This window comes from Pseudonocardia sp. (assembly GCF_050250275.1).
Lineage (GTDB): Bacteria > Actinomycetota > Actinomycetes > Mycobacteriales > Pseudonocardiaceae > Pseudonocardia.
Map to the genome: position 1 here is coordinate 249,483 of NZ_JBFWOY010000002.1, position 24,099 is coordinate 273,581.

Annotated in this window: 21 protein-coding genes and 1 pseudogene; 3 read left to right on the plus strand and 19 right to left on the minus strand. The window is 74.4% G+C overall.

The annotated features are described in order from the left end of the window. Positions 1–16 precede the first annotated feature (16 nt). A complete protein-coding gene (locus AB7F12_RS03245; protein ID WP_428496658.1) occupies positions 17–2,245 on the minus strand; it encodes a primosomal protein N' in 2,229 nt (742 codons plus the stop codon). A gap of 132 nt (positions 2,246–2,377) precedes the next feature. Between AB7F12_RS03245 and AB7F12_RS03250 the strand changes: the two genes are divergently transcribed. After that, positions 2,378–3,652 carry a geranylgeranyl reductase family protein gene (locus tag AB7F12_RS03250; RefSeq protein ID WP_428496659.1) on the plus strand — a complete coding sequence of 425 codons (1,275 nt, stop codon included), beginning with the start codon at positions 2,378–2,380 and terminating at the stop codon, positions 3,650–3,652. Between the two features lie 24 nt (positions 3,653–3,676). Here AB7F12_RS03250 and AB7F12_RS03255 read toward each other — a convergent pair whose 3' ends face one another. The 3 genes from AB7F12_RS03255 to metK form a co-directional block, all read right to left on the minus strand. Beyond that, complete coding sequence (locus AB7F12_RS03255) at positions 3,677–3,874, minus strand: hypothetical protein (protein WP_428496660.1); 198 nt, start codon at positions 3,872–3,874, stop codon at positions 3,677–3,679. Positions 3,875–4,046: 172 nt separating this feature from the next. Continuing rightward, positions 4,047–4,511 carry a cupin domain-containing protein gene (locus AB7F12_RS03260; protein ID WP_428496661.1) on the minus strand — a complete coding sequence of 155 codons (465 nt, stop codon included), beginning with the start codon at positions 4,509–4,511 and terminating at the stop codon, positions 4,047–4,049. Next, the gene (metK, locus tag AB7F12_RS03265) at positions 4,508–5,710 is read right to left on the minus strand and encodes a methionine adenosyltransferase (protein ID WP_428516259.1); all 1,203 of its coding nucleotides are present in this window, start codon (positions 5,708–5,710) and stop codon (positions 4,508–4,510) included. The genes AB7F12_RS03260 and metK overlap by 4 nt, the downstream gene beginning before the upstream one ends. Before the next feature lie 241 nt (positions 5,711–5,951). On the opposite strand from metK, the gene AB7F12_RS03270 reads away from it, so the two are divergent. Continuing rightward, positions 5,952–6,554 (plus strand): SH3 domain-containing protein, encoded by a 603-nt coding sequence (locus AB7F12_RS03270; RefSeq protein ID WP_428496663.1) that lies wholly within the window; start codon positions 5,952–5,954, stop codon positions 6,552–6,554. 127 nt (positions 6,555–6,681) lie between these two features. Here the strand turns inward: AB7F12_RS03270 and coaBC are convergent, their stop codons facing one another. The 11 genes and pseudogenes from coaBC to pyrR all read right to left on the minus strand — a co-directional run bounded on the left by coaBC (position 6,682) and on the right by pyrR (position 18,877). Next, positions 6,682–7,899 carry a bifunctional phosphopantothenoylcysteine decarboxylase/phosphopantothenate--cysteine ligase CoaBC gene (gene coaBC, locus AB7F12_RS03275; protein WP_428496664.1) on the minus strand — a complete coding sequence of 406 codons (1,218 nt, stop codon included), beginning with the start codon at positions 7,897–7,899 and terminating at the stop codon, positions 6,682–6,684. 7 nt (positions 7,900–7,906) lie between these two features. Next, positions 7,907–8,179, minus strand: coding sequence for a DNA-directed RNA polymerase subunit omega (gene rpoZ, locus AB7F12_RS03280; RefSeq protein WP_428496689.1), 273 nt, complete (start codon positions 8,177–8,179; stop codon positions 7,907–7,909). 2 nt (positions 8,180–8,181) lie between these two features. Beyond that, a complete protein-coding gene (gene gmk, locus AB7F12_RS03285) occupies positions 8,182–8,784 on the minus strand; it encodes a guanylate kinase (RefSeq protein WP_428496665.1) in 603 nt (200 codons plus the stop codon). Positions 8,785–8,996: 212 nt separating this feature from the next. Then, positions 8,997–9,311: an integration host factor, actinobacterial type gene (gene mihF / locus AB7F12_RS03290; RefSeq protein WP_013675613.1), complete on the minus strand. Its 315-nt coding sequence runs from the start codon at positions 9,309–9,311 to the stop codon at positions 8,997–8,999. Between the two features lie 439 nt (positions 9,312–9,750). Continuing rightward, a complete protein-coding gene (locus AB7F12_RS03295) occupies positions 9,751–10,104 on the minus strand; it encodes a response regulator (RefSeq protein WP_428496690.1) in 354 nt (117 codons plus the stop codon). A 114-nt stretch (positions 10,105–10,218) separates the two neighbouring features. Then, positions 10,219–11,064 carry an orotidine-5'-phosphate decarboxylase gene (gene pyrF / locus AB7F12_RS03300; RefSeq protein ID WP_428496666.1) on the minus strand — a complete coding sequence of 282 codons (846 nt, stop codon included), beginning with the start codon at positions 11,062–11,064 and terminating at the stop codon, positions 10,219–10,221. Next, positions 11,061–14,354 carry a carbamoyl-phosphate synthase large subunit gene (carB, locus tag AB7F12_RS03305; protein ID WP_428496667.1) on the minus strand — a complete coding sequence of 1,098 codons (3,294 nt, stop codon included), beginning with the start codon at positions 14,352–14,354 and terminating at the stop codon, positions 11,061–11,063. The genes pyrF and carB overlap by 4 nt, the downstream gene beginning before the upstream one ends. Before the next feature lie 575 nt (positions 14,355–14,929). Then, positions 14,930–16,039, minus strand: a pseudogene (carA, locus tag AB7F12_RS03310) (glutamine-hydrolyzing carbamoyl-phosphate synthase small subunit); the annotation flags it as partial. Further along, positions 16,036–17,337, minus strand: a complete 1,302-nt coding sequence (locus AB7F12_RS03315) for a dihydroorotase (protein ID WP_428516295.1) — start codon at positions 17,335–17,337, stop codon at positions 16,036–16,038. The gene AB7F12_RS03315 and the pseudogene carA, both read right to left, overlap by 4 nt. Before the next feature lie 11 nt (positions 17,338–17,348). After that, complete coding sequence (locus AB7F12_RS03320) at positions 17,349–18,293, minus strand: aspartate carbamoyltransferase catalytic subunit (RefSeq protein ID WP_428496668.1); 945 nt, start codon at positions 18,291–18,293, stop codon at positions 17,349–17,351. Next, positions 18,290–18,877: a bifunctional pyr operon transcriptional regulator/uracil phosphoribosyltransferase PyrR gene (gene pyrR / locus AB7F12_RS03325; RefSeq protein ID WP_428496669.1), complete on the minus strand. Its 588-nt coding sequence runs from the start codon at positions 18,875–18,877 to the stop codon at positions 18,290–18,292. The genes AB7F12_RS03320 and pyrR overlap by 4 nt, the downstream gene beginning before the upstream one ends. A gap of 566 nt (positions 18,878–19,443) precedes the next feature. Between pyrR and AB7F12_RS03330 the strand changes: the two genes are divergently transcribed. Next, positions 19,444–19,935, plus strand: coding sequence for a transcriptional regulator BldD (locus tag AB7F12_RS03330; RefSeq protein ID WP_098960170.1), 492 nt, complete (start codon positions 19,444–19,446; stop codon positions 19,933–19,935). 92 nt (positions 19,936–20,027) lie between these two features. On the opposite strand, the gene AB7F12_RS03335 is transcribed toward AB7F12_RS03330, so the two are convergent. The 4 genes from AB7F12_RS03335 to efp form a co-directional block, all read right to left on the minus strand. Further along, positions 20,028–21,194 carry an MFS transporter gene (locus tag AB7F12_RS03335; protein WP_428496670.1) on the minus strand — a complete coding sequence of 389 codons (1,167 nt, stop codon included), beginning with the start codon at positions 21,192–21,194 and terminating at the stop codon, positions 20,028–20,030. A gap of 154 nt (positions 21,195–21,348) precedes the next feature. Beyond that, positions 21,349–22,848 carry an ankyrin repeat domain-containing protein gene (locus tag AB7F12_RS03340; protein ID WP_428496671.1) on the minus strand — a complete coding sequence of 500 codons (1,500 nt, stop codon included), beginning with the start codon at positions 22,846–22,848 and terminating at the stop codon, positions 21,349–21,351. A gap of 210 nt (positions 22,849–23,058) precedes the next feature. Then, entirely contained in the window at positions 23,059–23,478 is a 420-nt protein-coding gene (nusB, locus tag AB7F12_RS03345) for a transcription antitermination factor NusB (RefSeq protein ID WP_428496672.1), read from the minus strand. A gap of 1 nt (position 23,479) precedes the next feature. Then, entirely contained in the window at positions 23,480–24,043 is a 564-nt protein-coding gene (gene efp, locus AB7F12_RS03350; RefSeq protein WP_428496673.1) for an elongation factor P, read from the minus strand. Positions 24,044–24,099: the final 56 nt, after the last annotated feature.

Genomic DNA, 24,099 nt, shown 5'->3' on the forward strand with positions numbered 1-24,099 from the left:
CCGCACCGGTGGCGCGTCAGTCGATCTGCAGGGGATCCATCCGCACCCGGACCGGATCGGCGGCCTTGCGGGCGCTGCGGGTGGCCTGCGCGGCGGCGAGCGTCGCGGCCAGCCCGCGCCCGCGGGCCCGCGGGACGCGCAGCAGCGCCCGCTCCTTCGGCTCGTCCCCCGGTGGGCCGCCCTCGATCTCGACCGGCCCGAGGATCTCGGCGCCGTCGCGCTCGGCCGCGGCGGCGATCTCGGCGACGGCCGCCGCGGGCCCCTCCACCGACGCCATCCGCACCGCGGGCGGGAACCCGACCTCGGCGCGCGCCGCGAGCTCGGTCGCGGCGTGCCCGGCCGGGTCCCAGCGGACCAGCGCCTGGACGACGGGCACCCCCGCCTCCTCGACGACGACGACCCGCCCGCCGTCACCGTGCGGCACGACCAGCGCGGCGGCCGCGAGCCAGCGCCGCAACGTCTCCTCCGCGACGCGCAGGTCGGGGCGCGAGAGCATCGCCCAGCCGTCGAGCAGCAGCGCCGCGCCGTACCCGCCGTCGGCGGGTGGCTCGGCACCGGGCGTCGCGACGACGATCCCCGGTCCCGGGCCGACCCCGGCGAGGACGTCGGTGCCACCGCCGGACTGGCGTACCCCGACACCGGGGAACGCCCGGCCCAGCTCCTCGGCGGTGCGCCGCGACCCGGTGACCGAGGCGCGCAGCGCCCGCCCGCCGCAGGCCCCGCACCGGTACGACGACTCGACCCGGCCGCACCAGCGGCAGTGCGGCAGTCCCGGCGCACCGTCGGCGCTCGCCCCCGACGGCAGTGCGAGCGGTCCCGCGCAGTGCCGGCAGCGCGCGCTCTCCCGGCAGCGGCTGCACGCCAGCCACGGCACGTAGCCCGCCCGCGGCACCTGCACCAGGACGGGTCGCCCCGCCTTCAGGGCGGAGCGGGCCGCCTCGAACGCGATCGCCGGGACGCGGGCGACGCGGGCGTCCGGGTCGCGGCTCACCGCCCCCGCCGTGTCCTCCAACGCCGTCACCCGGGGCATCGCGGCACGCAACGTGGCGCGGTCGGCGACGATCTCGCTGGCCCATCCCGACTCGACGAGCAGCTGCGCCTCCGCCGTCCGCGCGTACCCGGCCACCAGCAGCGCCGCCCCGACGGCGTGCGCCCGCAGCACCAGCACGTCGCGGACCTGCGGGTACGGCGCCCGGGGCTCGGCGTGGGAGTCGTCGCCGTCGTCCCACACGGCGACGAGGCCGAGGTCGGTGAGCGGAGCGAACGCCGCCGACCGGGTGCCGACGACGACCCGCACCTCGCCGCGCAGGATGCGCAGCCAGCGCCGGTACCGCTCGGCGGGGCCGAGGTCGGCGGCCAGGGCGACGACGCCGTCGTCGCCGAACCGGGCGGTGCAGGCGGCGTGCACCGTGTCGAGGTCACGCTGGTCGGGCACCACCAGCAGCGCTGCGCGCCCCGTGTCGACGGTCGCCGCCGCGGCCTCGGCCAGCCGCGTCGCCCACCGCTCCCCCGGCAGCACCTGCCAGACGGCGTGCGCCGCCCGGCCGGCGCCGAGCGCGGCGAGGAACGCCGGCCCGCGCGGGTAGCGGGACCAGCCGCCGGCGGCAGCGCCCGCGACGTCCGCACCGCGCGGCTCGGCCCCGGGCGAACCGCCGGTCCCCCCGGCCTGTGTCCCGTCGCGGCCCGCGGCGGCGTCGCCCGGTACCGCCCCGGCGGCGCCGTCCCGATCCGCCCCGGCGGCGTCGTCCGGGACCCCCGTGGCGTCCGGCCCGCCCGCTGCGACGTCCGCGGCGGGAGCCGCCGGGCGGGCCTCGGCGCGCGCATGCCGCGGCGGCACCGCGAGCCGGACGACGTCGGCGAAGACCCCCGCGTAGCGGTCGGCCACCGCCCGGCACAGCGCGGCGACCTCGCTCGTCAGCACCGGCTCCGGCGAGACGACCTTCTCCACCCACGCCAGCCGCCCGCCGTGCCCCGACTCCGCCACCCGCTCCAGCAGGAAGCCGTCGACGAGCCGGCCCGCGAACCGCACCCGCAACCGCACACCGGGGACGGCGACGTCGTCGAGATGGGTGGGGACCCGGTAGTCGAAGGGCCGGTCGAGGTGCGCGAGCGGGACGTCGACGGCGACCCGGGCCACCGGCGCCACCGGCGCCTGCTCCCACTCGCCGCGCGCGGCTGCCCGCCGCCGCGACCCCGCTGCGGCGGCACGGGTCGCGGCGGTCGGGGTCCGCCCGGGTCCGGCCACACGATCACCCTGGCATCCGCCCCCGACGCGTCCGGCCCTGGCCCCGGCGCCCACCCCCGCGTGCGGGGGAAACGTGGTGTGACCTGGGACCGGCCTCCGGCACCCACGCGCCCGGCTTGCGACACTGGACGCATGGACCCCGCCACCTCCCCCGTCCCCGGTGCCACCGACCTGCTCGTGGTCGGCGCGGGGCCCGCGGGATCCGCCGCCGCGGCGTGGGCCGCGCGGCACGGCATCGACGTCGTCCTCGCCGACGCGGCGGTCTTCCCCCGTGACAAGGCCTGCGGTGACGGGCTCACCCCGCGTGCGGTCGCGGAGCTCGACCGGCTCGGCCTCGGGGAGTGGCTGCGCGGGCACGGCTCCAACCGCGGTCTGCGTGCGGCCGGGTTCGGTCAGGTCCTGGAACTCCCGTGGCCGGGCAGGTCGTTGCCCGCCCACGGTTCCGCCGTCCCCCGCACCGAGCTCGACACCCGCATCCGCCAGGTCGCCCTCGACTCCGGCGCGGTCCCGATGGAGGGCGCGAAGGCCGTCGACGTCGAGTGGGACGGCGAGCGGATCAGCGGGGTCGTCTTCACCCTGGCCGACGGCTCGTCGACGACCGTGCGCTGCGAACGCGTCGTCGTCGCCGACGGGCACCGCTCCACCCTCGGCCGGGTCCTGGGCCGGGTGTGGCACAAGGACACCGCCTACGGCGTCGCCGCCCGCGCCTACATCCGCTCCGGCCGCAGCGACGACCCCTGGATCTCCTCGCACCTGGAGCTGCGCGGCACCGGGAACGAGGTCCTCGCCGGCTACGGGTGGGTGTTCCCGCTCAACAACGGCGAGGTCAACATCGGCGTCGGCACGCTGGCCACCGACCGGCGGCCCGCCAACATCCAGCTGCGCGCGCTCATCGATCTCTACACCGCGGCGCGGCGCGACGACTGGCAGCTGGCGGGCGAGCTGCGGATGCGGTCGTCGGCGCTGCTGCCCATGGGCGGCGCGGTGTCGGGCGTCGCCGGGCCCAACTGGGGCCTGATCGGTGACGCCGCGGGCTGCATCAACCCGCTCAACGGCGAGGGCATCGACTACGGCCTGGAGACCGGGCGGGTCCTGGCCGAGCTCATGACCGGTGAGAAGGACCTCGCGCTCGCCTGGCCCGCGACGCTGCGCGAGCACTACGGGAGGGCCTTCTCCATCGCGCGACGGCTCGCCGGGCTGCTCACGCTGCCGAGGCTGCTGCCGCTGGCGGGCCCGGTGGGGATGCGCTCACGGGCGCTGATGACGGTGGCGCTGCGCGTGATGGGCAACCTCGTCACCGACGAGGACCGTGACCTGACCGCGCGGGCGTGGCGGGCGGCGGGCACGCTGTCGAGCCGGTTCGACGACCGGCCCCCGTTCCCCGCCGCCGACCTGCGCCGGGCCTGAGCCCGGCCCGCCCGGCAACGGCGCTCAGGACGAGGGCTGGGGCACCGTGCAGTCGATGCGGGGGTTGACCCCCACGTAGTTGAGCGGGCCGACGACGACCGTCAGCAGCGTGGTGCCCACGCCCGTGCAGGACGCCTCGCTGCCGCCGAAGTATCCGCGCTGGTAGGCGGCGAAGGCGCCGACGATCAGCCAGAGCACGACGATCACTGCCAGCACGCGCACTACGGCCTCCGCGGGGTCTGTCGCCGGGATGGACACATCGGACGGTCCGCCGAGGGTAGCGGCGCGCTCCGGGTCCGGCAGCACGGAACGCCGCGCAACCCCACTGCTCCCCACGCCCCACCCGACGACCGTACGGTTGCGCGCGAACGACGGTCCGCAACCGCGCACGGTGTCAGAGGTTGACCTGGTCGTGGCGGGCGTAGAACTCGCGCCACTGCTCCTCGTCGAGCTCGCGCCCCTCGTCACGGATCGCGCGCAGCTCGGTGAAGAAGTTCTCCCGCGCGATGCCCGGCGCGAAGAGGATGAGGAACGCCGTCTCGACGTCGGCGTCGTTGCGGAACGCGTGCACCCCGGTCTCGCCGACGTGGACGTAGTCCCCCGGTCGGTAGGGCGCCCACCGGGCCCCGTCGAAGATCGTCAGCTCGCCGTCGAGCACGTAGAAGGACTCGGAGAAGGTGGAGTGCACGTGCGGGCCGGGGCCCGGGCTCCGCGGCGCCATCCGGTACTCGAACAGCCCGAACCGCCCGCCGGTCACCGAGCCCGGCGCGACGAACCGCACCGACGGGGATCCGCCCAGGTCGGGTGGGTCGTCGCCCCGCGAGACGACGACCCGCCCGGCCGGGTCGGGGAAGCTCACGCGCCGGCGGCCGACTTCAGCGCGTCGGCGCGGGAGGTCGACTCCCACGGCAGCTCGACGTCGGTGCGGCCGAAGTGGCCGTACGCGGCGGTCTGCGCGTAGATGGGCCGCAACAGGTCGAGGTCGCGGATGATCGCGGCCGGGCGCAGGTCGAAGACCTCGTCGATCGCGGCCTGGATGCGGGCCGGGTCGACGTGCTCGGTGCCGAAGGTCTCCACGAACAGGCCGACGGGCGCGGCCTTGCCGATGGCGTAGGCGACCTGGACCTCGATCTTGTCGGCCAGGCCTGCGGCGACGGCGTTCTTCGCGACCCAGCGCATCGCGTAGGCGGCGGAGCGGTCGACCTTCGACGGGTCCTTGCCGGAGAAGGCGCCGCCGCCGTGGCGGGCGAACCCGCCGTAGGTGTCGACGATGATCTTGCGGCCGGTGAGGCCCGCGTCGCCCATGGGCCCACCGACGACGAAGCGGCCGGTGGGGTTGACGAGCAGCCGGGCGCCGTCGGAGTCGATGCCCGCGCGCTCGAGCTCGGGGTCGACGACGTGCTGGCGGATGTCGGGGGCGAGCAGCGCGTCGAGGTCGACGTCGGCGGCATGCTGGCTGGACACGACGACGGTGTCGACGCGCACGGCCTTGTCGCCGTCGTACTCGATGGTGACCTGGGTCTTGCCGTCGGGGCGCAGGTAGGGCAGCACGCCGGACTTGCGGACCTCGGTCAGCCGCCGGGCGAGCCGGTGCGCGAGCGCGATCGGCAGCGGCAGCAGCTCCGGGGTGTCGGTGTTGGCGTAGCCGAACATCAGGCCCTGGTCGCCCGCGCCCTGGCGGGCGATCTCGTCCTCGCTGGACTCGACGCGCGACTCGTAGGCGGTGTCGACGCCCTGGGCGATGTCGGCCGACTGCGCACCGATCGCGACGTTGACGCCGCAGGAGTTGCCGTCGAAGCCCTTGGCCGAGGAGTCGTAGCCGATCTCGAGGATCTTCTCGCGCACGAGCGTGGGGATGTCGGCGTAGGCACTGGTGGTGACCTCGCCCGCGACGTGCACCTGACCGGTGGTCACCAGTGTCTCGACGGCGACGCGGCTGCGCGGGTCCTGCGACAGGAGCGAGTCGAGGACGGTGTCGCTGATCGCGTCGCACATCTTGTCGGGATGACCCTCGGTCACCGATTCGCTGGTGAACAGCCGGCGGGCCGGGTTCGTCACGCGTGTCTCCGTCCAGTCTCGTCCTGATGTCGACGCCGAGACTAGTCCACGTCACCGATGTCCTCCGCGGCGCTGACCTGGAACGACGGACGTCGTCCATCACGTCACCGACAGTGATCGCGGGTCCCGACGCGCCGGGGACCGTTCACCGCTTCCGGTGACGTTCGGGCGGATGGCGAATCGGCAACGGCCGGGCTCGTTGGGCCTGGTGACGCATCCACCCAACGGAGGTACCCCCCAGATGAAGGCGTTGTTGCATCGTCGAGGCCGCGCGGCCGCAGTCGTCGGCGGCCTGGTCGCCGCCGGCGCCACCACCGTCCTGGTCATGGTCGGCACGGCCTCCGCCGCGGAACAGGGGCGTTGCACCGACAACGTCAACGTCCGCTCCCAGCCGAGCGCGACGGCGTCGGTCGTCACGGTCTGCAAGCGCGGGACCGACGTCACGATCGGTGAGCGCCGCAACGGTTACGTGCAGCTCACCAACCTGAACGGCTGGGCGTCGGAGCAGTACGTCTCCGCGAACCCGGGCCGCACCGGGACGGCGACGACCACGAAGAGCACCACCACCAGCAGCCCGACGACGAGCGGCTCGGCGCGCGGCGAGCAGGTCCGCCCGACCACGCCGTCGACCACGACGATCCCGACGACCACGACGACCACGACGTCGGCGGAGCGTCGCAGCACCGGATCGGCCTCGCCGAGCACCACGGCCCCGCGCACCACCACCACGTCGCAGGCCCCTGCCGACACCACCCGCGACGCCGCAGCCCCCGCCGGCGACCAGGGCGGCAGCAACGAGGCGACCCCCAGCACCCCGAGCCGCTCGGGTGGTCTCCTCGGCTGACCGCCGGTACGCGGCCGGCGTCCGACGTCGTGCCGCAACGAGAACGGCCCCACCCCGGGCGGACCGGGGGCGGGGCCGTTCTCGTTGCGGGACAGGCTCTTCGCCCGGTCCGGCTCCGGCGGTGCCGTCAGCCCAGACGGGTGGCGACGGCGTCCCACACCCGGGAGGCGAGCAGCGCCTTCGATCCGTCGGGCAGCTCGGCCTCCGAGCCGTCCGCGGCCAGCAGCCAGCCGGCGTTGTCGGCGACCTCGAACGCCTTGCCGTCGCCGACGGCGTTGACGACCAGCAGGTCACATCCCTTGCGCCGCAGCTTGATCCGGCCGTGGTGCAGCGCGTCGCCGGTCTCGTCGCCGGTCTCGGCGGCGAACCCGACGACCACCTGTCCCGGCCGTCGGGCGGCGACGAGCTCGACGAGGATGTCGGCGTTGGTGGCCAGCGCGAGCGGGTCGGGTGCCGCGCCCGGCGTCTTCTTGATCTTGGTGGTGACGAGCGTCGCGGGCCGGAAGTCGGCGACCGCGGCCGACATCACCAGCACGTCGGCGGCGGCGGCCGCCTCGTGCATGGCGACACGCAGCTGCTCGGCGGTGCCGACGCGCACGACCCGGACCGACGCGGGATCACCGAGGTCGGCCGTGGCGCCCGCGACGAGGGTGACCGAGGCACCGCGCTGCGCGGCGACCCGGGCCAGCGCGTAGCCCTGCCGGCCCGAGGAGCGGTTGCCGAGGAACCGGACGGGGTCGAGCGGTTCGCGGGTCCCCCCGGCGGAGACGACGACGCGGCGGCCCTCCAGGTCACGCGGTAGTGCGTCGCCGCGTTCGAGCAGCAGCCGGGACAGCTCGGCGATCTCGGCGGGGTCGGGCAGCCGGCCGGGCCCGGTGTCCTTGCCGGTCAACCGGCCCGACGCGGGCTCGAGGACGACGGCGCCGCGTGCGCGCAGCAGCGCCACGTTGTCCCGGGTGGCCGGGTGCTCCCACATCTCGGTGTGCATGGCCGGGGCGAACAGCACCGGGCAGCGCGCCGTGAGCAGCGCGGCGGTGAGCAGGTCGTCGGCGCGGCCGTGGGCGGCCCGCGCGAGCAGGTCGGCCGTGGCCGGGGCGACGACGACGAGATCGGCCTCCTGGCCGAGCCGGACGTGTGCGACCGACGGGACGTCGTGGAAGACGCCCGTGTGCACCGGCTGCCCGGACAGCGCCTCGAAGGTCGCGGCGCCGACGAACTCGAGCGCCGCCGCCGTGGGCAGCACCCGCACAGAGTGCCCGGACTCGGTGAAGCGGCGCAGCAGTTCCGCGCTCTTGTAGGCCGCGATCCCGCCGGCGACACCCAGCAGGACGCGGGGCGCGGTCACCTCGGGACTACTCGCCCTCGGTGTGCTCGAGCATCCCGCTCTGGATCTCGCGCATGGCGATCGACAGGGGCTTCTCGCGCGGGCCCGGCTCGACGAGCGGGCCGACGTACTCGAGCAGACCCTCACCCAGCTGGGAGTAGTAGTCGTTGATCTGGCGGGCCCGCTTCGCGGCGTAGATCACCAACGCGTACTTCGACGACACCTGATCGAGCAGGTCGTCGATGGGCGGGTTGGTGATGCCCTCGGGGATGGAACCGGCGACCGCGCCGGTCAGAGGCATGCTCACTGAAAAGACTCCTGCGGGGAGAGATCGTCGTCGGTGCCACCACGCCCGCTCTCCGGCGGCGTGGGGCCGATCGCCAATCCTACCAACCTGTCGACGACGACCCGCAGGTCGTCGTTGACGACCACGACGTCGAACTCGTCACGGGCGGCCAGCTCCTCGCGCGCGGTCTGCAGCCGACGCTCGAACTGGGCGGCCGACTCGGTGCCGCGGCCCTTGAGCCGCCGGGCCAGCTCGTCGAACGACGGGGCGTCGACGAAGACCGTCACCGCCTCGGGAACCGCGGCCTTCACCGCGCGGGCGCCCTGCAGGTCGACCTCGACGAGCACCGGCAGCCCCGCTGCGCGCGCCTGCTCCACCGGGGCCGCAGGAGTGCCGGAGCGCTGCAGGCCACCGTGGATCTCGGCCCACTCCAGCAGCTCGCCGCGGGCGATCAGGTCGTCGAACTCCGGCGCCGAGACGAACCGGTAGTCACGGCCGTCCACCTCCCCGGCGCGGGGGGCGCGTGTCGTCGCCGACACGCTGAAGTGCAGCTCCGGGAGCCGCTCACGCAACCCGGCCACCACACTGCTCTTGCCGACGCCCGAGGGACCGGCCAACACGATCAGCCGGCCCCTCGATGCGGCAGAGGTCGCGGGGGCGTCACCGTCACGGGCCCTGCGGCCCGTGACGTCGGCCGGCCGGTCCGCCTCAGCGGTCCGGGCGGCAGGGTCTGGGGCGCCGTCCACGCCTCGTCCTCACTGTCGTTCCGACGGCCGCGAGCGGCCGTCCACCCGTCGCCCGGCCACCGTCACGGCCGGGCGGGAAGGTGTTCTCAGCCCTCGAACTCGGTGAGCAGCGCCTTGCGCTGCCGGTCGCCCAGGCCACGCAGGCGGCGGCTCGTCGCGATCTCCAGGCGCTCCATGATCTGGGCCGCCCGCACCTTGCCGACACCCGGCATCGCCTCGAGCAGGGCCGACACCTTCATCTTGCCGAGCACGTCGTCGGTGTCGGACTGGGCCAGCACCTCCTTGAGGGTCGTCCCGCCTCGCTTGAGCCGGTCCTTCAGCTCTGCCCGGGCCCGGCGCGCTGCGGCCGCCTTCTCCAACGCGGCTGCGCGCTGTTCCTCGGTCAGCTGGGGAAGGGCCACGATCTCCTCCGTCTTTCGTAATGCACATCGCTGGTGGGACCGCCGCCGGGACCTGCTCGGAACCTGCGTCGGTGCATCCCTCGCGGTTACCCGCAGGGACTCGAACGAACGTACTCACGACCCTTACGGGGCCGTGAACGGGGGGTCACACCAGGCGGTTTGCCGTCGGCGACCCCAAAGGGTGATACCACGAACGGGGCCGAACGGCGGTGATCGACCCGGCCGTTCAGCGATACGTCACAACCGCGCGGCTCTGCCGGCTCCCGCGAGGTCGTCCACGGCGCCGTCCGGCGCACGACGACGGCGCGCCCGACGGGACACACCGACCCTTACCGGCACACCGCCGGTGCGGCAGGTGTTCTTCCCGACACCGGACCACCCGCCCACCCCGTTCGGGCCCCCGCTCGGCGGGCCCGGCACCGCGGCGGTGCGACGTACGTCAGCCGACGTGCAGGGCCCGCAGCGCAGCCGGTGTGAGGTCCTCCTTGCGGATGTACGCCGCGGCGCCGCAGTCGGCGGCGTCGGACGGCAGGTCGTCCACGGTGTAGGTCGACAGCAGCACGACGGTCGTCCCCGGCGCCCTCGCCAGCAGCCTCCGCGTCGCCTCGATGCCGTTGATCCCGGGCAGGTTGATGTCCATCAGCACCACCGCAGGGTTGTGCCGTTCGGCCTCGTCGAGCGCGTCCTCGCCGCTCCCGGCCTCCGCCGCGACCCGCCAACCGCCGACGAGCCCCACGACCGTGCGTGCCACCCGTCGGAACGGCCGCTGGTCGTCGACGATCAGTACGTCCACCAACCGGCCCTCCTCCTTCGCCTCTGGTGTCCCAGGATCGACCCGCGGCGGCGACCGGGCGAGGGTGGTAGTACCACTCGCCCACGGCCTGCCCCCATCCGGCGGAGGGCGGGCTCAGCTCGCCGTGCGGGCGGCCTCCAGCTCGTCGCGCAACGCCTCGGCCGCGCCGCGCAGCGCCGCCGGGCCGGGACCGGCGCGCAGCACCGACCGCGACGCCGTGGGGACCACGAGCCCCGACAGCCCGGCGAAGCGTGCGGCGACGTCGGCGGGGCTCGCGCCCTGCGCACCCAGGCCGGGCGCGAGGACGGGGCCGCCGAGCGCGGACAGGTCGAGCCCGTGGTCGTGGGTCGCGCCGATCACGACGCCCACGTCGCCCAGCGGCGCCCCACCCGACACGGCGCCGGCGTTCGCGCCGGCCGCACCGTCGACGATCCCCTGGGCCACGCTGCGCCCCGACCAGTCGGCGAGCTGCACCGGCCCGCCCTCGGGGTTGGACGTGCGGGCCAGCACGAACACGCCGCGCCCCGCGTCCTCCGCCACGCGCAGCGCGGGCGCCAGCGAGCCGAAGCCGAGGTAGGGCGACAACGTGACCGCGTCGGCACCCAGCGGCGCGCCGACGCCCAGGTAGGCGTCGGCGTAGCCGTCCATGGTCGAGCCGATGTCGCCGCGTTTGACGTCGAGCAGGCTCAGCGTCGGCGTCTGCGCCAGCCCGTCCAGCAGCCGTTCCAGCACCGCGACACCGGCCGAACCGTGCCGTTCGAAGAACGCCGACTGCGGCTTGACCAGCCCCACGTGTCCCGCGAGGCCGTCGAGGCACGCGTCGCAGAACCTGGCGAGGCCGTCGGCGTCGTCGGTCAGCCCCCACTCCGCCAGCAGCGACGGGTGCGGGTCGATGCCGACGCACAGGGTGCCGAGCTCGTCGGCCGTCCGGGCCAGGCGCACCCCGAACCGCTCGGTCATCGGGCGGCCCTCGCCAGCGCGGCGTGGGCGTCCTGCAGCGACCTGACCCCGACGCTGCCGGCGATCATCGCCTCGATCCCTTGCACCGCAGCGGCTGCGCCCTGCACCGTGGTGATGCACGGCACACCCTTGGTGACGGCGGCGGCGCGGATCTCGTACCCGTCGGCGCGGGGCCCGACATTGCCGTAGGGGGTGTTGACGATCACGTCGACGTCACCGGCGAGGATGCGGTCCACGACCGTGTCGCCGTCCTTGCGGTCGGACCACTTGCGCACCTCGGTCACGTCGATGCCGTGGCGGCGCAGGACCTCCGCGGTGCCGTCGGTGGCGAGGACCTCGAAGCCCAGGTCGGCCAGCCGCCGGACCGGGAACACCATGGCGCGCTTGTCGCGGTCGGCGACCGACACGAACACCCGTCCCGACGTCGGCAGCGAGCCGTAGGCCGCGGCCTGCGCCTTGGCGAACGCCGGCCCGAAGGAGGCGTCGATGCCCATCACCTCTCCCGTCGACTTCATCTCCGGGCCGAGCAGCGGGTCGACCCCCTGACCGGTGGGCGTGCGGAACCGGTTGAACGGCAGCACCGCCTCCTTGACCGCGACGGGGACCGACGCCGGGGTCGTCGCGCCGTCGACCGCCGCGGGCAGCATGCCTTCGGCGCGCAGCTCGGCGACGGTGGCGCCCAGCATGACCCGGGCCGCCGCCTTGGCCAGCGGCACCGCCGTCGCCTTCGACACGAACGGCACCGTGCGCGACGCACGCGGATTGGCCTCGAGCACGTAGAGGGTGTCGCCGTGCAGCGCGTACTGCACGTTGAGCAGCCCCAGCACCCCGACGCCGCGGGCGATGGCCTCCGTGGACCGCCGCACCTCCTCGAGGACACTGCGCCCCAACGTGATCGGCGGCAGCGTGCACGACGAGTCACCGGAGTGGACCCCGGCCTCCTCGATGTGCTCCATGACGCCACCGAGGTAGAGCTCGGTGCCGTCGAACAGGGCGTCGACGTCGATCTCGACCGCGTCGTCGAGGAACCGGTCGACCAGGACCGGGCGCGTCGGGCTGATCTCCGTGGCGCGCGCGATGTAGCCGGCGAGGGTCTCCTCGTCGTACACGATCTCCATCCCGCGCCCGCCCAGCACGTACGACGGCCGCACGAGCACCGGGTAGCCGATGCGGTCGGCGATGTCGCGGGCCTGGTCGAACGAGGTCGCCGTGCCGAACGCGGGCGCGGGCAGCCCGGCGCGGCGCAGGACCTCCCCGAACTCGCCGCGGTTCTCGGCGAGGTCGATCGCGTCGGCCGGGGTGCCGACGACGGGCACGCCCGCCGCCGTGAGCCGCTGCGCCAGCCCGAGCGGGGTCTGGCCGCCGAGCTGCACGATCACCCCCGCGACGGTCCCCGACGCCTGCTCCGCGTGCACGACCTCCAGGACGTCCTCGAAGGTCAGGGGCTCGAAGTAGAGCCGGTCCGCGGTGTCGTAGTCCGTGGAGACGGTCTCGGGGTTGCAGTTGACCATGACGGTCTCGAACCCGGCCTCGCGCAGCGCCATCACCGCGTGCACGCACGAGTAGTCGAACTCGATGCCCTGCCCGATGCGGTTGGGCCCGGAGCCGAGGATGAGCACCTTCGGCTTCCCGGTCTGCTCCGTCACCTCCGACTCCGCCGACGGGTCGGTCTCGTAGGCGCTGTAGTGGTACGGCGTCCGGGCGGCGAACTCCGCGGCGCAGGTGTCGACGGTCTTGTAGACGGGCCGGATGCCGAGACGGTGCCGCAGCACGCGGACGCCGTCCTCGCCGGCGAACTCCGGTCGCACCGACGCGATCTGCCGGTCGGACAGCCCGGCCCGCTTGGCCCGGCGCAGCAGGGTCTCGTCGAGCACCGGCGCGTCGAGGATCTCCGTGCGCAGCTCGCCGAGGGCGGCGATCTGGTCGACGAACCACGGGTCGATGCCCGAACGGGCGGCCACGTCGTCGACCGTCGCGCCCTGGCGGAGCGCCCGCTCGACGGCGTAGATGCGACCGTCGGTCGGGCGGGCCACGTCGGGCTCGCCGTCGGGGTCGGGGCGGGTCCAGAAACCGGCGTCGGGCGTCTCCATCGAGCGCAGCGCCTTGCCCAGCGCCTCCGGGAACGACCGGCCCAGCGCCATCGCCTCGCCGACGCTCTTCATCGTCGTCGTCAGGGTCGTGTCCGAACCCGGGAACTTCTCGAACGCGAAGCGCGGCACCTTCACCACGACGTAGTCCAGGGTCGGCTCGAACGCCGCCGGGGTCTCACCGGTGATGTCGTTGCGGATCTCGTCGAGGGTGTAGCCGACGGCGAGCTTCGCCGCGATCTTCGCGATCGGGAACCCGGTGGCCTTCGACGCCAGCGCCGACGACCGCGACACCCGCGGGTTCATCTCGATCACGACCAGCCGGCCGGTCCGCGGGTCGACCGCGAACTGGATGTTGCAGCCGCCGGTGTCGACGCCGACGGCACGCAGCACGGCGATCCCGATGTCGCGCATCGCCTGGTACTCACGGTCGGTGAGCGTCATCGCGGGCGCGACGGTGATCGAGTCGCCGGTGTGCACCCCCATCGGGTCGATGTTCTCGATCGAGCAGACGACGACCACGTTGTCGGCGTGGTCGCGCATGAGCTCGAGCTCGTACTCCTTCCAGCCGAGGACGGACTCCTCGATGAGCACCTCGGTGACCGGCGAGGCGTCGAGCCCGGCGCCGGCGAGGCGCTCCAGGTCCTCCGGCGTGTAGGCCAGGCCCGAGCCCAGCCCGCCCATCGTGAACGAGGGCCGGATGACGACCGGCAGCCCCAGCTCGGCGACCGTCGCGCGGACCTCGTCCATCGAGTGGCACACCGCGCTGCGCGGCACGTCACCGCCGACGGACTGCACGATCTCCTTGAACTTGAGCCGGTCCTCGCCACGCTGGATGGCGTCGACGTCGGCGCCGATGAGCTCGACGCCGTAGCGCTCCAGGACCCCGTTGTCGTGCAACGCGATCGCCGTGTTGAGCGCGGTCTGCCCGCCCAGGGTCGCGAGGATCGCGTCGGGCCGCTCGGCCGCGATCACGAGCTCCACGAACTCCGGGGTGATCGGCTCGACGTAGGTGGCGTCGGCGAACTCCGGGTCGGTCATGATCGTCGCCGGGTTGGAGTTGACCAGCGACACGCGCAGGCCCTCGGCGCGCAGGACGCGGCACGCCTGGGTGCCGGAGTAGTCGAACTCGCAGGCCTGGCCGATGACGATCGGGCCGGACCCGATGACCATGACGTGGGAGATGTCCTCGCGGCGCGGCATCAGACGTCCTCCCCGTCGGGTCGCTCGATGAGCCGGTGCCGGCCCCCGGATCCCTCGTGGCCGTCGCCGGCGTCCTCCTGGTCGTCCGGTCCGGGGGCGACGCGGGGCAGCGCGACGGTCTCGTCGACGCCGCGATCGATCTCGGCCGCGGGTTCGGCGGGGTCCGCCACGGCGACCGTCTGTGGCAGGAGCATCGTCGGCTCACCGTGGACGGTGATGTCGATCCGCTCGCCGGTGTCGGCCGCGAACTCCGCCGGTACGGCGCCGGGCGGGGCGTCGGGCGGGGTGTCGGGCGCCGGGACGTCCTCGACCGCATCGTCATCGGCGGCGACGTCCGCGGCTGCGGCGTGCTCGACGGCACCGTGCTCGACGGCACCATGCTCGACGGCACCGTGCTCGACCGCAGCGTGCTCGACGGGGCCGTCGGCGGCGGCGCTGTCCGCGGCGGCGACGGGCGCGACCGGGACATCGTCGACCGGCGCTCCGGTGGCCTCGCCACCGGCCGCGGGGGCGGGCTCCTCGCGGACCCGGGGCGCCGGCGACGGGCGTGCGCCCCCGGTCGCGGGCTGGTCGGCCATCATGGCGACGAAGCGGTCGAACAGGTCGGCCGCGTCGTGCGGGCCGGCCGCCGCCTCCGGGTGGTACTGCACGCTGAACGCCGGGAAGCCTTCTCCCGCAATGCCTTCGACGCAGCCGTCGTTGGGGCAGGTGTGGGTGACCCGGGCCGGGCCGAAGGGGGTGACGAACCGCTCCCCCGCCTCGCCCTCGACCGCGAACCCGTGGTTCTGCGACGTGATCGCCACCCGGCCGGTGGCGTGCTCGACGACCGGGATGTTGATGCCGCGGTGGCCGTAGCGCATCTTGTAGGTCCCCCGGCCCAGGGCGCGGGCGAGGATCTGGTTGCCGAAGCAGATGCCGAAGGTCGGGATGCCGCGTTCCAGGACCGCCCGGGTCAACGCGACCGGCTCGTCGGCCGTGGCCGGGTCGCCGGGCCCGTTGGACAGGAAGAACCCGTCGACACCGAGGTCGACGATCTCCTCGATCGACGTGGCCGCGGGCAGGACGTGCACCTCGACGCCGCGGGCGGCGAGCATCCGTGGGGTGTTGGACTTGATGCCGACGTCGAGGGCAGCGATGCGGAAGCGGGCCTGCCCGTCGGGCGCCACGACGTACGGCTCCGCGGTGGTGACGGCGCCGTAGAGGTCGGCGCCCTCCATCGCGGGGCTCGCGAGGACGCGGTCGACCAGCTCGGCGTCGCCCGCGAGCGCGTCGCCGGAGAACACGCCGGCACGCATGGCCCCGCGCTCGCGCAGGTGCCGCACGACGGCGCGGGTGTCGACGCCCGCGACCCCGACCACGCCCTGCTCGACCAGCACGTCGCCCAGGGAGCGTCGCGACCGCCAGTTCGACGGCCGCCGCGCCGGGTCGCGGACCACGTAGCCCGCGACGTGCACGCGGCCGGACTCGTCGTCCTCGTCGTTCCAGCCGGTGTTGCCGATCTGCGGCGCGGTCTGGACGACGATCTGGCGGTGGTAGGACGGGTCGGTCAGCGTCTCCTGGTAGCCGGTCATACCGGTGGTGAAGACGGCCTCGCCGAGGTTCTGGCCGGTGGCCCCGAAGGACTCGCCGCGGAAGATCCGGCCGTCCTCGAGGACGAGCAGCGCCGTGCCCGCGGCGGTGCTCATGTCGTGACCTGCTCGACGATCCGCCCGTCGCGGGCGGTCAGCCGCCCGCGCAGGACCGTCGCCACGACGACCGCGGGCAGCCGCATCCCCTCGTAGGGGGTGTTCGACGCGATGCTCGCGAGCGACGCGCCACGGACCGTCCAGGGCTCGTCGGCGTCGACGAGTGTCAGGTTGGCGGGCTCGCCGACGGCGATCGGGCGGCCCTGGTCGGGCAGCCCGGCGATCTCGGCGGGGCGCTCCGACATGACGCGGGCGACCCCGTGCCAGTCGAGCAGGCCCGGCTCGACCATGGTGTGCGCGACGACCGACAGCGCGGTCTGCAGGCCCAGCATGCCGGGCTTGGCGACCTGCCACTCGGTGTCCTTGTACTGGCTGGCGTGCGGCGCGTGGTCGGTGGCGACGACGTCGATGACGCCCTCGGCCAGCGCGGCGCGCATCGCCTGGGTGTCGGCGGCGGTACGCAGCGGCGGGTTGACCTTGTTGACCGGGTCGTAGCTGGTCAGCGCGGCGTCGGTGAGCAGCAGGTGGTGCGGGGTGACCTCGGCGGAGACGGTGACGCCCGCCGCCTTTGCGCTGCGCAGCACGTCGACGGTGCGGGCCGACGACACGTGGCACACGTGCAGCCGGGCGCGGGCCTCGCGGGCCAGCGCGCAGTCACGCGCGACGATCGTCTCCTCGGCGGTGGCGGGCCAGCCGGCCAGCCCCAGCCGGGACGCGACGACGCCCTCGTTGGCCTGGGCACCCGCGGTGAGGCGGTGGTCCTCGGCGTGCTGGGCGATGACGACGTCGAGCGCGGAGGCGTACTCCAGCGCGCGGCGCATCACCAGCGGGTCGTTCACGCAGTGGCCGTCGTCGGAGAACATCCGCACCCCGGACGCCGACGCCATCGTGCCGAGCTCGGCGAGCTTCTCGCCCTTGAGCCCCACGGTGACCGCACCGACCGGGTGCACGTCGACGAGGCCGACCTCGGCGCCGCGGCGGCGCACGTGCGAGGTGACGACGTCGGTGTCGGCGACCGGGCTGGTGTTGGGCATCGCGAACACGGCGGTGAACCCGCCGAGCGCCGCGGCCCGCGACCCGGTCGCGATGGTCTCGGACTCCTCGCCGCCCGGCTCGCGCAGGTGCACGTGCAGGTCGACGAGGCCGGGCAGCAGGACCCGGCCCCGCGCGTCGAGGGTCTCGACGCCGTCGGGCGCCTCGAGACCGGTGCCGATCTCGGTGATGACGCCGTCCCGGACGACCAGGTCGACAGCATCGTCGCCGTAGGGGCGCGCGTTGCGGATGAACAGGTCGGTCATGCTGGGCTGGCTCACTCCGGGGCTCCCGCGAGAAGGTGGTAGAGGACGGCCATCCGCACGTGGACGCCGTTGCGGACCTGGGCGAGGATCGCGGCGCGGGCCGAGTCGGCCACGCTCGGCGCGATCTCCATGCCACGCACCATCGGTCCGGGGTGCAGCACGACCCCGTGGTCGGGCAGCATCGCCGCGCGGGCGTCGTTGAGCCCGTAGGAGACCGCGTACTCGCGCGAGGACGGGAAGAACCCGCCCGTCATCCGCTCGGCCTGCACGCGCAGCATCATCACCGCGTCCAGCCCCGGGAGCTCGGCGTCGATGTCGTGGGAGACCCGGCACGGCCACTGCGCCACACCGACGGGCAGCAGCGTCGGCGGTGCGATCAGCACGACCTCGGCGCCCAGCGTCGCCAGCAGGAACACGTTGGACCGGGCGACGCGGCTGTGGATCACGTCGCCGACGATCCCGATCCGGCGCCCGGCGACCGACCCGAGCCGGTCGCGCAGGGTGGCCGCGTCGAGCAGCGCCTGGGTGGGGTGCTCATGGGTGCCGTCGCCGGCGTTGACGATCGAGGTGTGGGTGCCGGTCGCGGCCTGGTCCTTGTCGGCCCAGCCCGCGAGCCGGTGCGCCGCACCGGATGCGGGGTGGCGGACGATCACGCAGTCGGCGCCCATGGCCGACAGCGTCAGCGAGGTGTCGCGCAGCGACTCGCCCTTGGAGACCGAGGAGCCCTTGGCACTGACGTTGACCGTGTCGGCGCTCATCCACTTGCCGGCGATCTCGAAGGAGACCCGGGTGCGGGTGGAGTCCTCGTAGAACATCGTGATGACGGTCCGCCCGCGCAGCGTCGGCAGCTTGCGGACCTCGCGGCCCAGCAGCGCCTGGCGCAGCCGGTCGGACGTGTCGAGCAGCGCGGTCGCGGTGGCCGCGTCGAGGTCGGTGACCGTGAGGAGGTGCTTCACTCGCCGGCCCCCCTGCGGATCGCGACGCGGTCCTCGCCGTCGATCTCGGTGAGCGACACCAGGATCATCTCGCTGCGCGAGGTCGGCACGTTCTTGCCGACGTAGTCGGCGCGGATCGGCAGCTCGCGGTGGCCGCGGTCGACCAGCACCGCGAGCTGGACCGAGCGGGGCCTGCCGTGCTCGGACAGCGCGTCGAGCGCGGCGCGGACCGTGCGGCCCGACATCAGCACGTCGTCGACGAGGACGACGAGCGCGTCGTCGACACCGCCCTCGGGGAACTGCGTGTCCTCGAGCGCGCGGGTGGGGCGGCGGCGCAGGTCGTCGCGGTAGAGCGTCGGGTCGACGGTGCCGACGGCCGGCTCGGTCCCGCCGAACTCGGCGACGGCGGCGGCAAGCCTGCGGGCGAGGACGGTGCCGCGGGTCGGGATCCCGATGAGCACGACGTGCTCGGCATCCGCGGTCTTCTCGATGATCTGGTGCGCGATGCGCGCGATGGTGCGGGTGACGTCGGAGGCACTGAGGAGCTCGTGGTCGGGCAGACCACTCCCCTCGCCACCGGCGTCCCCGCGGCGGTCGTTCGCCACGGAGTCGCTCTCCTTCCCCGCCTCGCAGGACGGGTCGTTAAAGGATCGGGTTGCGCGGCCACGCTATCAGCGGCACCGACGTGGCGGGACCGTCGCCCGGACGCGCCGACGCGGGTCACACGTCATGCCGATCACACTCGTCTCAGGCGTGGTGGCGACACGGTGTCCATGGTCCGGACCCGTGGCGGACAGGCCTCACGGAGCCGAACGGTCACAGTCCGATAACACTCACGCAAGTCACATCAGCCACAGTGACCACTCGCGACACGCGGGTTCGCCCTGGATGTACCTGTTCCGTGCCTGGATGCGGCGTGTCGACCAGCCGATCGAGTGAAGAACACCTGAGAGGGCACCGGGACGGCCCACCCCGCTTGACCCGACGACGGAGCGAGGCGCATGATTACTCTCCGTATTGATCAGTTGGCTCACGGGTGGCCGCGGAAGCGGGGGGCACCGGCCGTGGCCGGCTGGCACGGCGGGCAGGCGGAGGGGCCGGCCCGGCCACGCACGACCAGCACACGGACGTCGGTCCCGCGGCCGGACGTCCAGCGAGAGGGGATCGCCACATGGGCGACTACGCCAAGGCGCTCGGCAGCAAGCTCCGCGCCATCCGGCAGCAGCAGGGACTGTCGCTGCACGGCGTCGAGCAGAAGTCGGGCGGCCGGTGGAAGGCCGTCGTCGTCGGGTCCTACGAGCGCGGCGACCGCGCCGTCACCGTGCAGAAGCTGGCCGAGCTGGCCGACTTCTACGGGGTGCCGGTCGCCGAGCTCCTGCCCGAGGGCCGCGTGCCGTCGGGCTCCGAGCCCGCCACGAAGATCGTCATCAACCTGGAGCGGCTGCAGCAGCTGCCCGCCGACAAGGTCGGCCCGCTCGCGCGGTACGCGGCGGCCATCCAGAGCCAGCGCGGCGACTACAACGGCAAGGTCCTCTCGATCCGCGCCGAGGACCTCCGCTCGCTCGCGATCATCTACGACAAGACCCCCGGCGAGCTGACCGACCAGCTCATCGACTGGGGCGTGCTCCCCCCCGAGGCCCGACCGGCCCACCGGGTCGACTGACCCGCCGCACGCCGGGTTCGACACGACGCCACCCCGCCCACCTCGGCGGCGTCCCCGGTCGGACCCGGCGCGCCGGACCCCGTCAGCGGCGGTCACACGACGGCTGCGGCGCGGCGACGAGCGCTGACGCGCAACGACACCAGTGCGAGCAACGCGCCCACCGCCGCCAGGACCGCCCCCACCGCCGACGGCGCGCCCAGCCCGAACCCCGCCGCCAGCACCATCCCACCCAGCGCCGCGCCGATCGCGTTCGCGACGTTGAACGCGGAGTGGATCGCCGCCGACGCCAGCACCGGCGCCTCACGCGCCGCGTCGAGCACGACCGACTGCACCGCCGGGATCAGGGCCAGCCCGAGCAGCCCGACGCCGAACACCACGAGCGCCGCGAGCCACCGCGTGTGCAGCGCCACGACCGCGACCGCCAGCAGGACCGCCTGCGCCGCGAGCAGCGCGACCATCACCCGGCGCGGGTCGACCCGGTCGGCGAGCCGCCCGCCGAGCACCGTCCCGAGAGTCATGCCCAGGCCGAACACGCCGAGCAGGATCGGGACCGCACCCGTGCCGAACCCGGCCAGGCCCGTCATCACCGGCGCGATGTAGCTGTAGAACGCGAACAGCCCGCCGCAGCCGAGCACGATCATGCCCAGCACGAGCAGCACCGCGGGCTGGGTGAACACCGCCAGCTCCGAGCGGAGCCGGGCCGGGGTACCGACGGCGATGCGCGGCACCAGGACCGCGATACCGGCGACCGACGCCAGCGCGACGACGACGATCACCGCGAACGCGATCCGCCAGCCCACGACCGACCCCAACGCCGTCGCCGCGGGCACCCCGAGCAGGTTCGACACCGTCAGCCCGAGGAACACCGCCGCGATCGCCCGCGCCCGCCGCGCCTGCGGCACCAGCGACGCCGCCACCAGGGACGCGACCCCGAAGAACGCCCCGTGCGGCAGACCGGTGAGGAACCGCAACGCGACCAGCACCCCGAACGACGGGGCGACCGCGGCGAGGGCGTTGCCCAGCGCGAACATCCCCATGAACAGCATCAGCATCAGTCGACGCGGCAGGCGCAGGCTCAGCGCGGTCAACAACGGGGCCCCGACCACGACGCCGATCGCGTACGCGGTGACCAGCGTGCCCGCCGCCGGCACCGACACGTCCAGGCCCTGCGCGATCTGCGGCAGCAGACCCATCACGGCGAACTCGGTGAGGCCGATGGCGAACGTGCCCAGCGCAAGGGGCAGGATCGCGATGCGCAACAGGGACTCCGGGGTCGGTCGGGGCCCACCGGGACCGCCCGGTGGCAGGCTGCCCGTCCTCGCGCCGGCCCGGGTCACACGCTATCCCCGTGGCGCACCGCCGCGTTGTCCGCCTGGTCACGTCCACGGGTCCGGGCCCGGGTCGCCACGCTCCTCACATCGGGCCCCGCGGGCCGGCCCCCTTCTCCCGCCCGGCCAGGACGGCCGCGAGCCGGGTGTGCCCGGCGTGCGCGGCCCAGCCCGCCGGCGTCGCGTCGAAGCGGGCGTCGCGCACCGCCGGGTCGGCGCCACGGTCGAGCAGCAGCGTCGCCATCGCCTCGTCACCGCGGAACGCCGCCTCGTGCAGGGCGGTGTGCCACCGCTCACCGCCGGCCGCGTCACCGCGGCCCCGGGTGTCCACCGGGACCCCCAGGTCCAGCAGGAGCTCCACCCCGCGGCGCCGCCCGTCGGCAGCCGCGACGACGATGACACCGGCGCGGTCGGCGACGACCTGCGCACGCAGGTCGTCCGGCGCGGCCGCCACCGCCGCCGCGTCCCCGGACAGGGCGGCGGCCAGGAGGGCCTCGACGGGCGTCAGCTCCGGGCGCGCCGCACCGTGCGCGACGAGCACCTCGACGATCTCCGGGTACCCGAGCCGGGCCGCCGTCCCCGCGACCGACGTCGCCGCCAGCCAACGGCCGCCACGGATCGCGACGCCGTTGCGCGCCAACAGCTCCACCCGCGCCACCATCCCGTGCAGCACCGCCCAGTCGAGCTGGTCGGCCAGCATCGCCGCGGGCGTGGGCATGGCGTGCCCGAGCCGCGCACGCCACACCCCGCCGTCCCCGCTGCCCAGGCCGTGGGCGAACAACAGCTCCAGGTGCGAGTCGTCGGCACCGAACATGCGGTTGTAGAGCGTCTGCGCGTCGTTCGGGTCGGCGCCCCGTTCGAGCAGCAGCCGCGCCAGCGGCTGCTCGGCCGGGTGCCGCGGCTGCGCGACGGGCCCACCCTCGCCCTCCCCGAACACGCCGGTCAGCACCGTGAACGGCGACGGCAACCCGTGCCAGAGCCGGCCCGCATCCGGATCGGCACCACGGTCGAGCAGGATCGTCGCGGCCTCCACCACCGCCGCCACGTCGATGCCCGGGTCGTGGCGGGCGTAGGCCAGGTACATCAACGGCGGCCACCGGTTCGGCCCGCCCTCGGCGTCCACCGTGCCCGGACCGGCCAGCCGGGCGAGCGCCTCGACGTCGGCGGTCGCCGCGGCCGCGTGCACCGACGCCGCCCCGACCCCCGGGTGCGCGGCGAGCAGCGCTGCGGCCCGCTGCGCGCGGACCGGGTCGTCACCGTCGTAGCGCAGGCACGCGAGCGACAGGAAGTCGTCGACCGGATCGGCGCCCATGGGCCCGTCGCCGGTGGGCGGTACCCAGGTCCAGCGCAGCACCGTCTCCACGTGGCGGACCAGCGGCGGCCACCCGTCGAAACCGTGCATCCGGGCCAGCACCAGCTGGGCGAGGTTCAGCGGGACGTCACCACCCGCCCGGTCCGGCGCCCAGCGCGCGACCAGCTCCAGCGCCCCGGCGTCACCGGCACGGCCGGCGCGGCTCAGCTCACGCGCACGACGGCGCAGCTGACCCGGATCAGGATCCTGCGGAAGCGGAACAGGGGTGGGCACGACGCCCTCCTCTCACCCGCCGGGGTCCGCGTACCGGGGGTTCGGGAGGAGGGTGTGCGGACACGCATCCACGCCGGGAACCACCCAGGTGGGCTCGGCCCTGCCCGCGGACCCGGCGGCGCCCTGGCGCGCCGGCGCAGACGCTACCAGCGCGACGGCCCCCGCGGGCGCCCGTGACGCACGGCGCCCCCGACCGGGCCGGGCCGACCCTCAGCGCGCGGCGCGCAGCTGCTCGGCGATGTCGGCGATCCGGCCGAGGACACCGTTGAGGAACCGCGGCGAGTCGTCGGTCGACAACGTCCGCGCCAGCTCGACGGCCTCGGTGATCGCCACCGGGTCGTCGATCTCGTCGACCCACAGCAGCTCGAACACACCGATCCGCAGCAACGTCCGGTCGACCGCCGGCATCCGCGCCACGGTCCAGCCCTCCGCGTGCTCGGCGAGCAGCTGGTCGATCCGGTCGCGGTGCTCGACGACGCCCTGCACCAGCAGCGCCGCGTAGTCCGAGACCGGCGGCGCGTCGGCGGTCTCCCGACGGTCGCGCAACACCTGCAGCGGGTCGTCCCCACGCGCCTCGGACTCGAACAGGATGTCGAGCGCGCGTTTGCGTGCCTTGGTGCGGGCCCTCACGTCAGGCGCTGACGCGGCCGAGGTAGCGGCCGTCGCGGGTGTCGACCTTGACCTTCTCGCCCGTGGTCACGAACAACGGGACCTGGATCTCCGCGCCCGTCTCCAGCGTGGCCGGCTTCGTGCCACCGGTGGACCGGTCGCCCTGCAGACCCGGGTCGGTGTGGGAGATGACCAGCTCGACCGACGTCGGCAGCTCCACGTACAGCGGGACGCCGTCGTGCAGCGCGACCATCGCCGTCTGGTTCTCCAGCAGGTACCCGGCCGCGGTGCCGACCGTGGGCTCCGGGATCGGGATCTGGTCGTAGGTGTCGCCGTCCATGAACACGAAGTCGGCGCCGTCGCGGTACAGGAAGGTCATGTCGCGACGGTCGACCGTCGCCGTGTCGACCTTGGTGCCGGCGTTGAAGGTCTTGTCGACGACCTTGCCCGTCATGACGTTCTTCAGCGTCGTGCGGACGAACGCGCCGCCCTTGCCCGGCTTGACGTGCTGGAACGCCGTGACCGACCACAGCTGGCCGTCCAGGTTGAGCACCAAGCCGTTCTTGAGGTCGTTGGTCGAGGCCACGTGCGGATGACTCCTACGGTCGAAGCGGGGGCGAGCGACGAACACCGTGCTGCCGG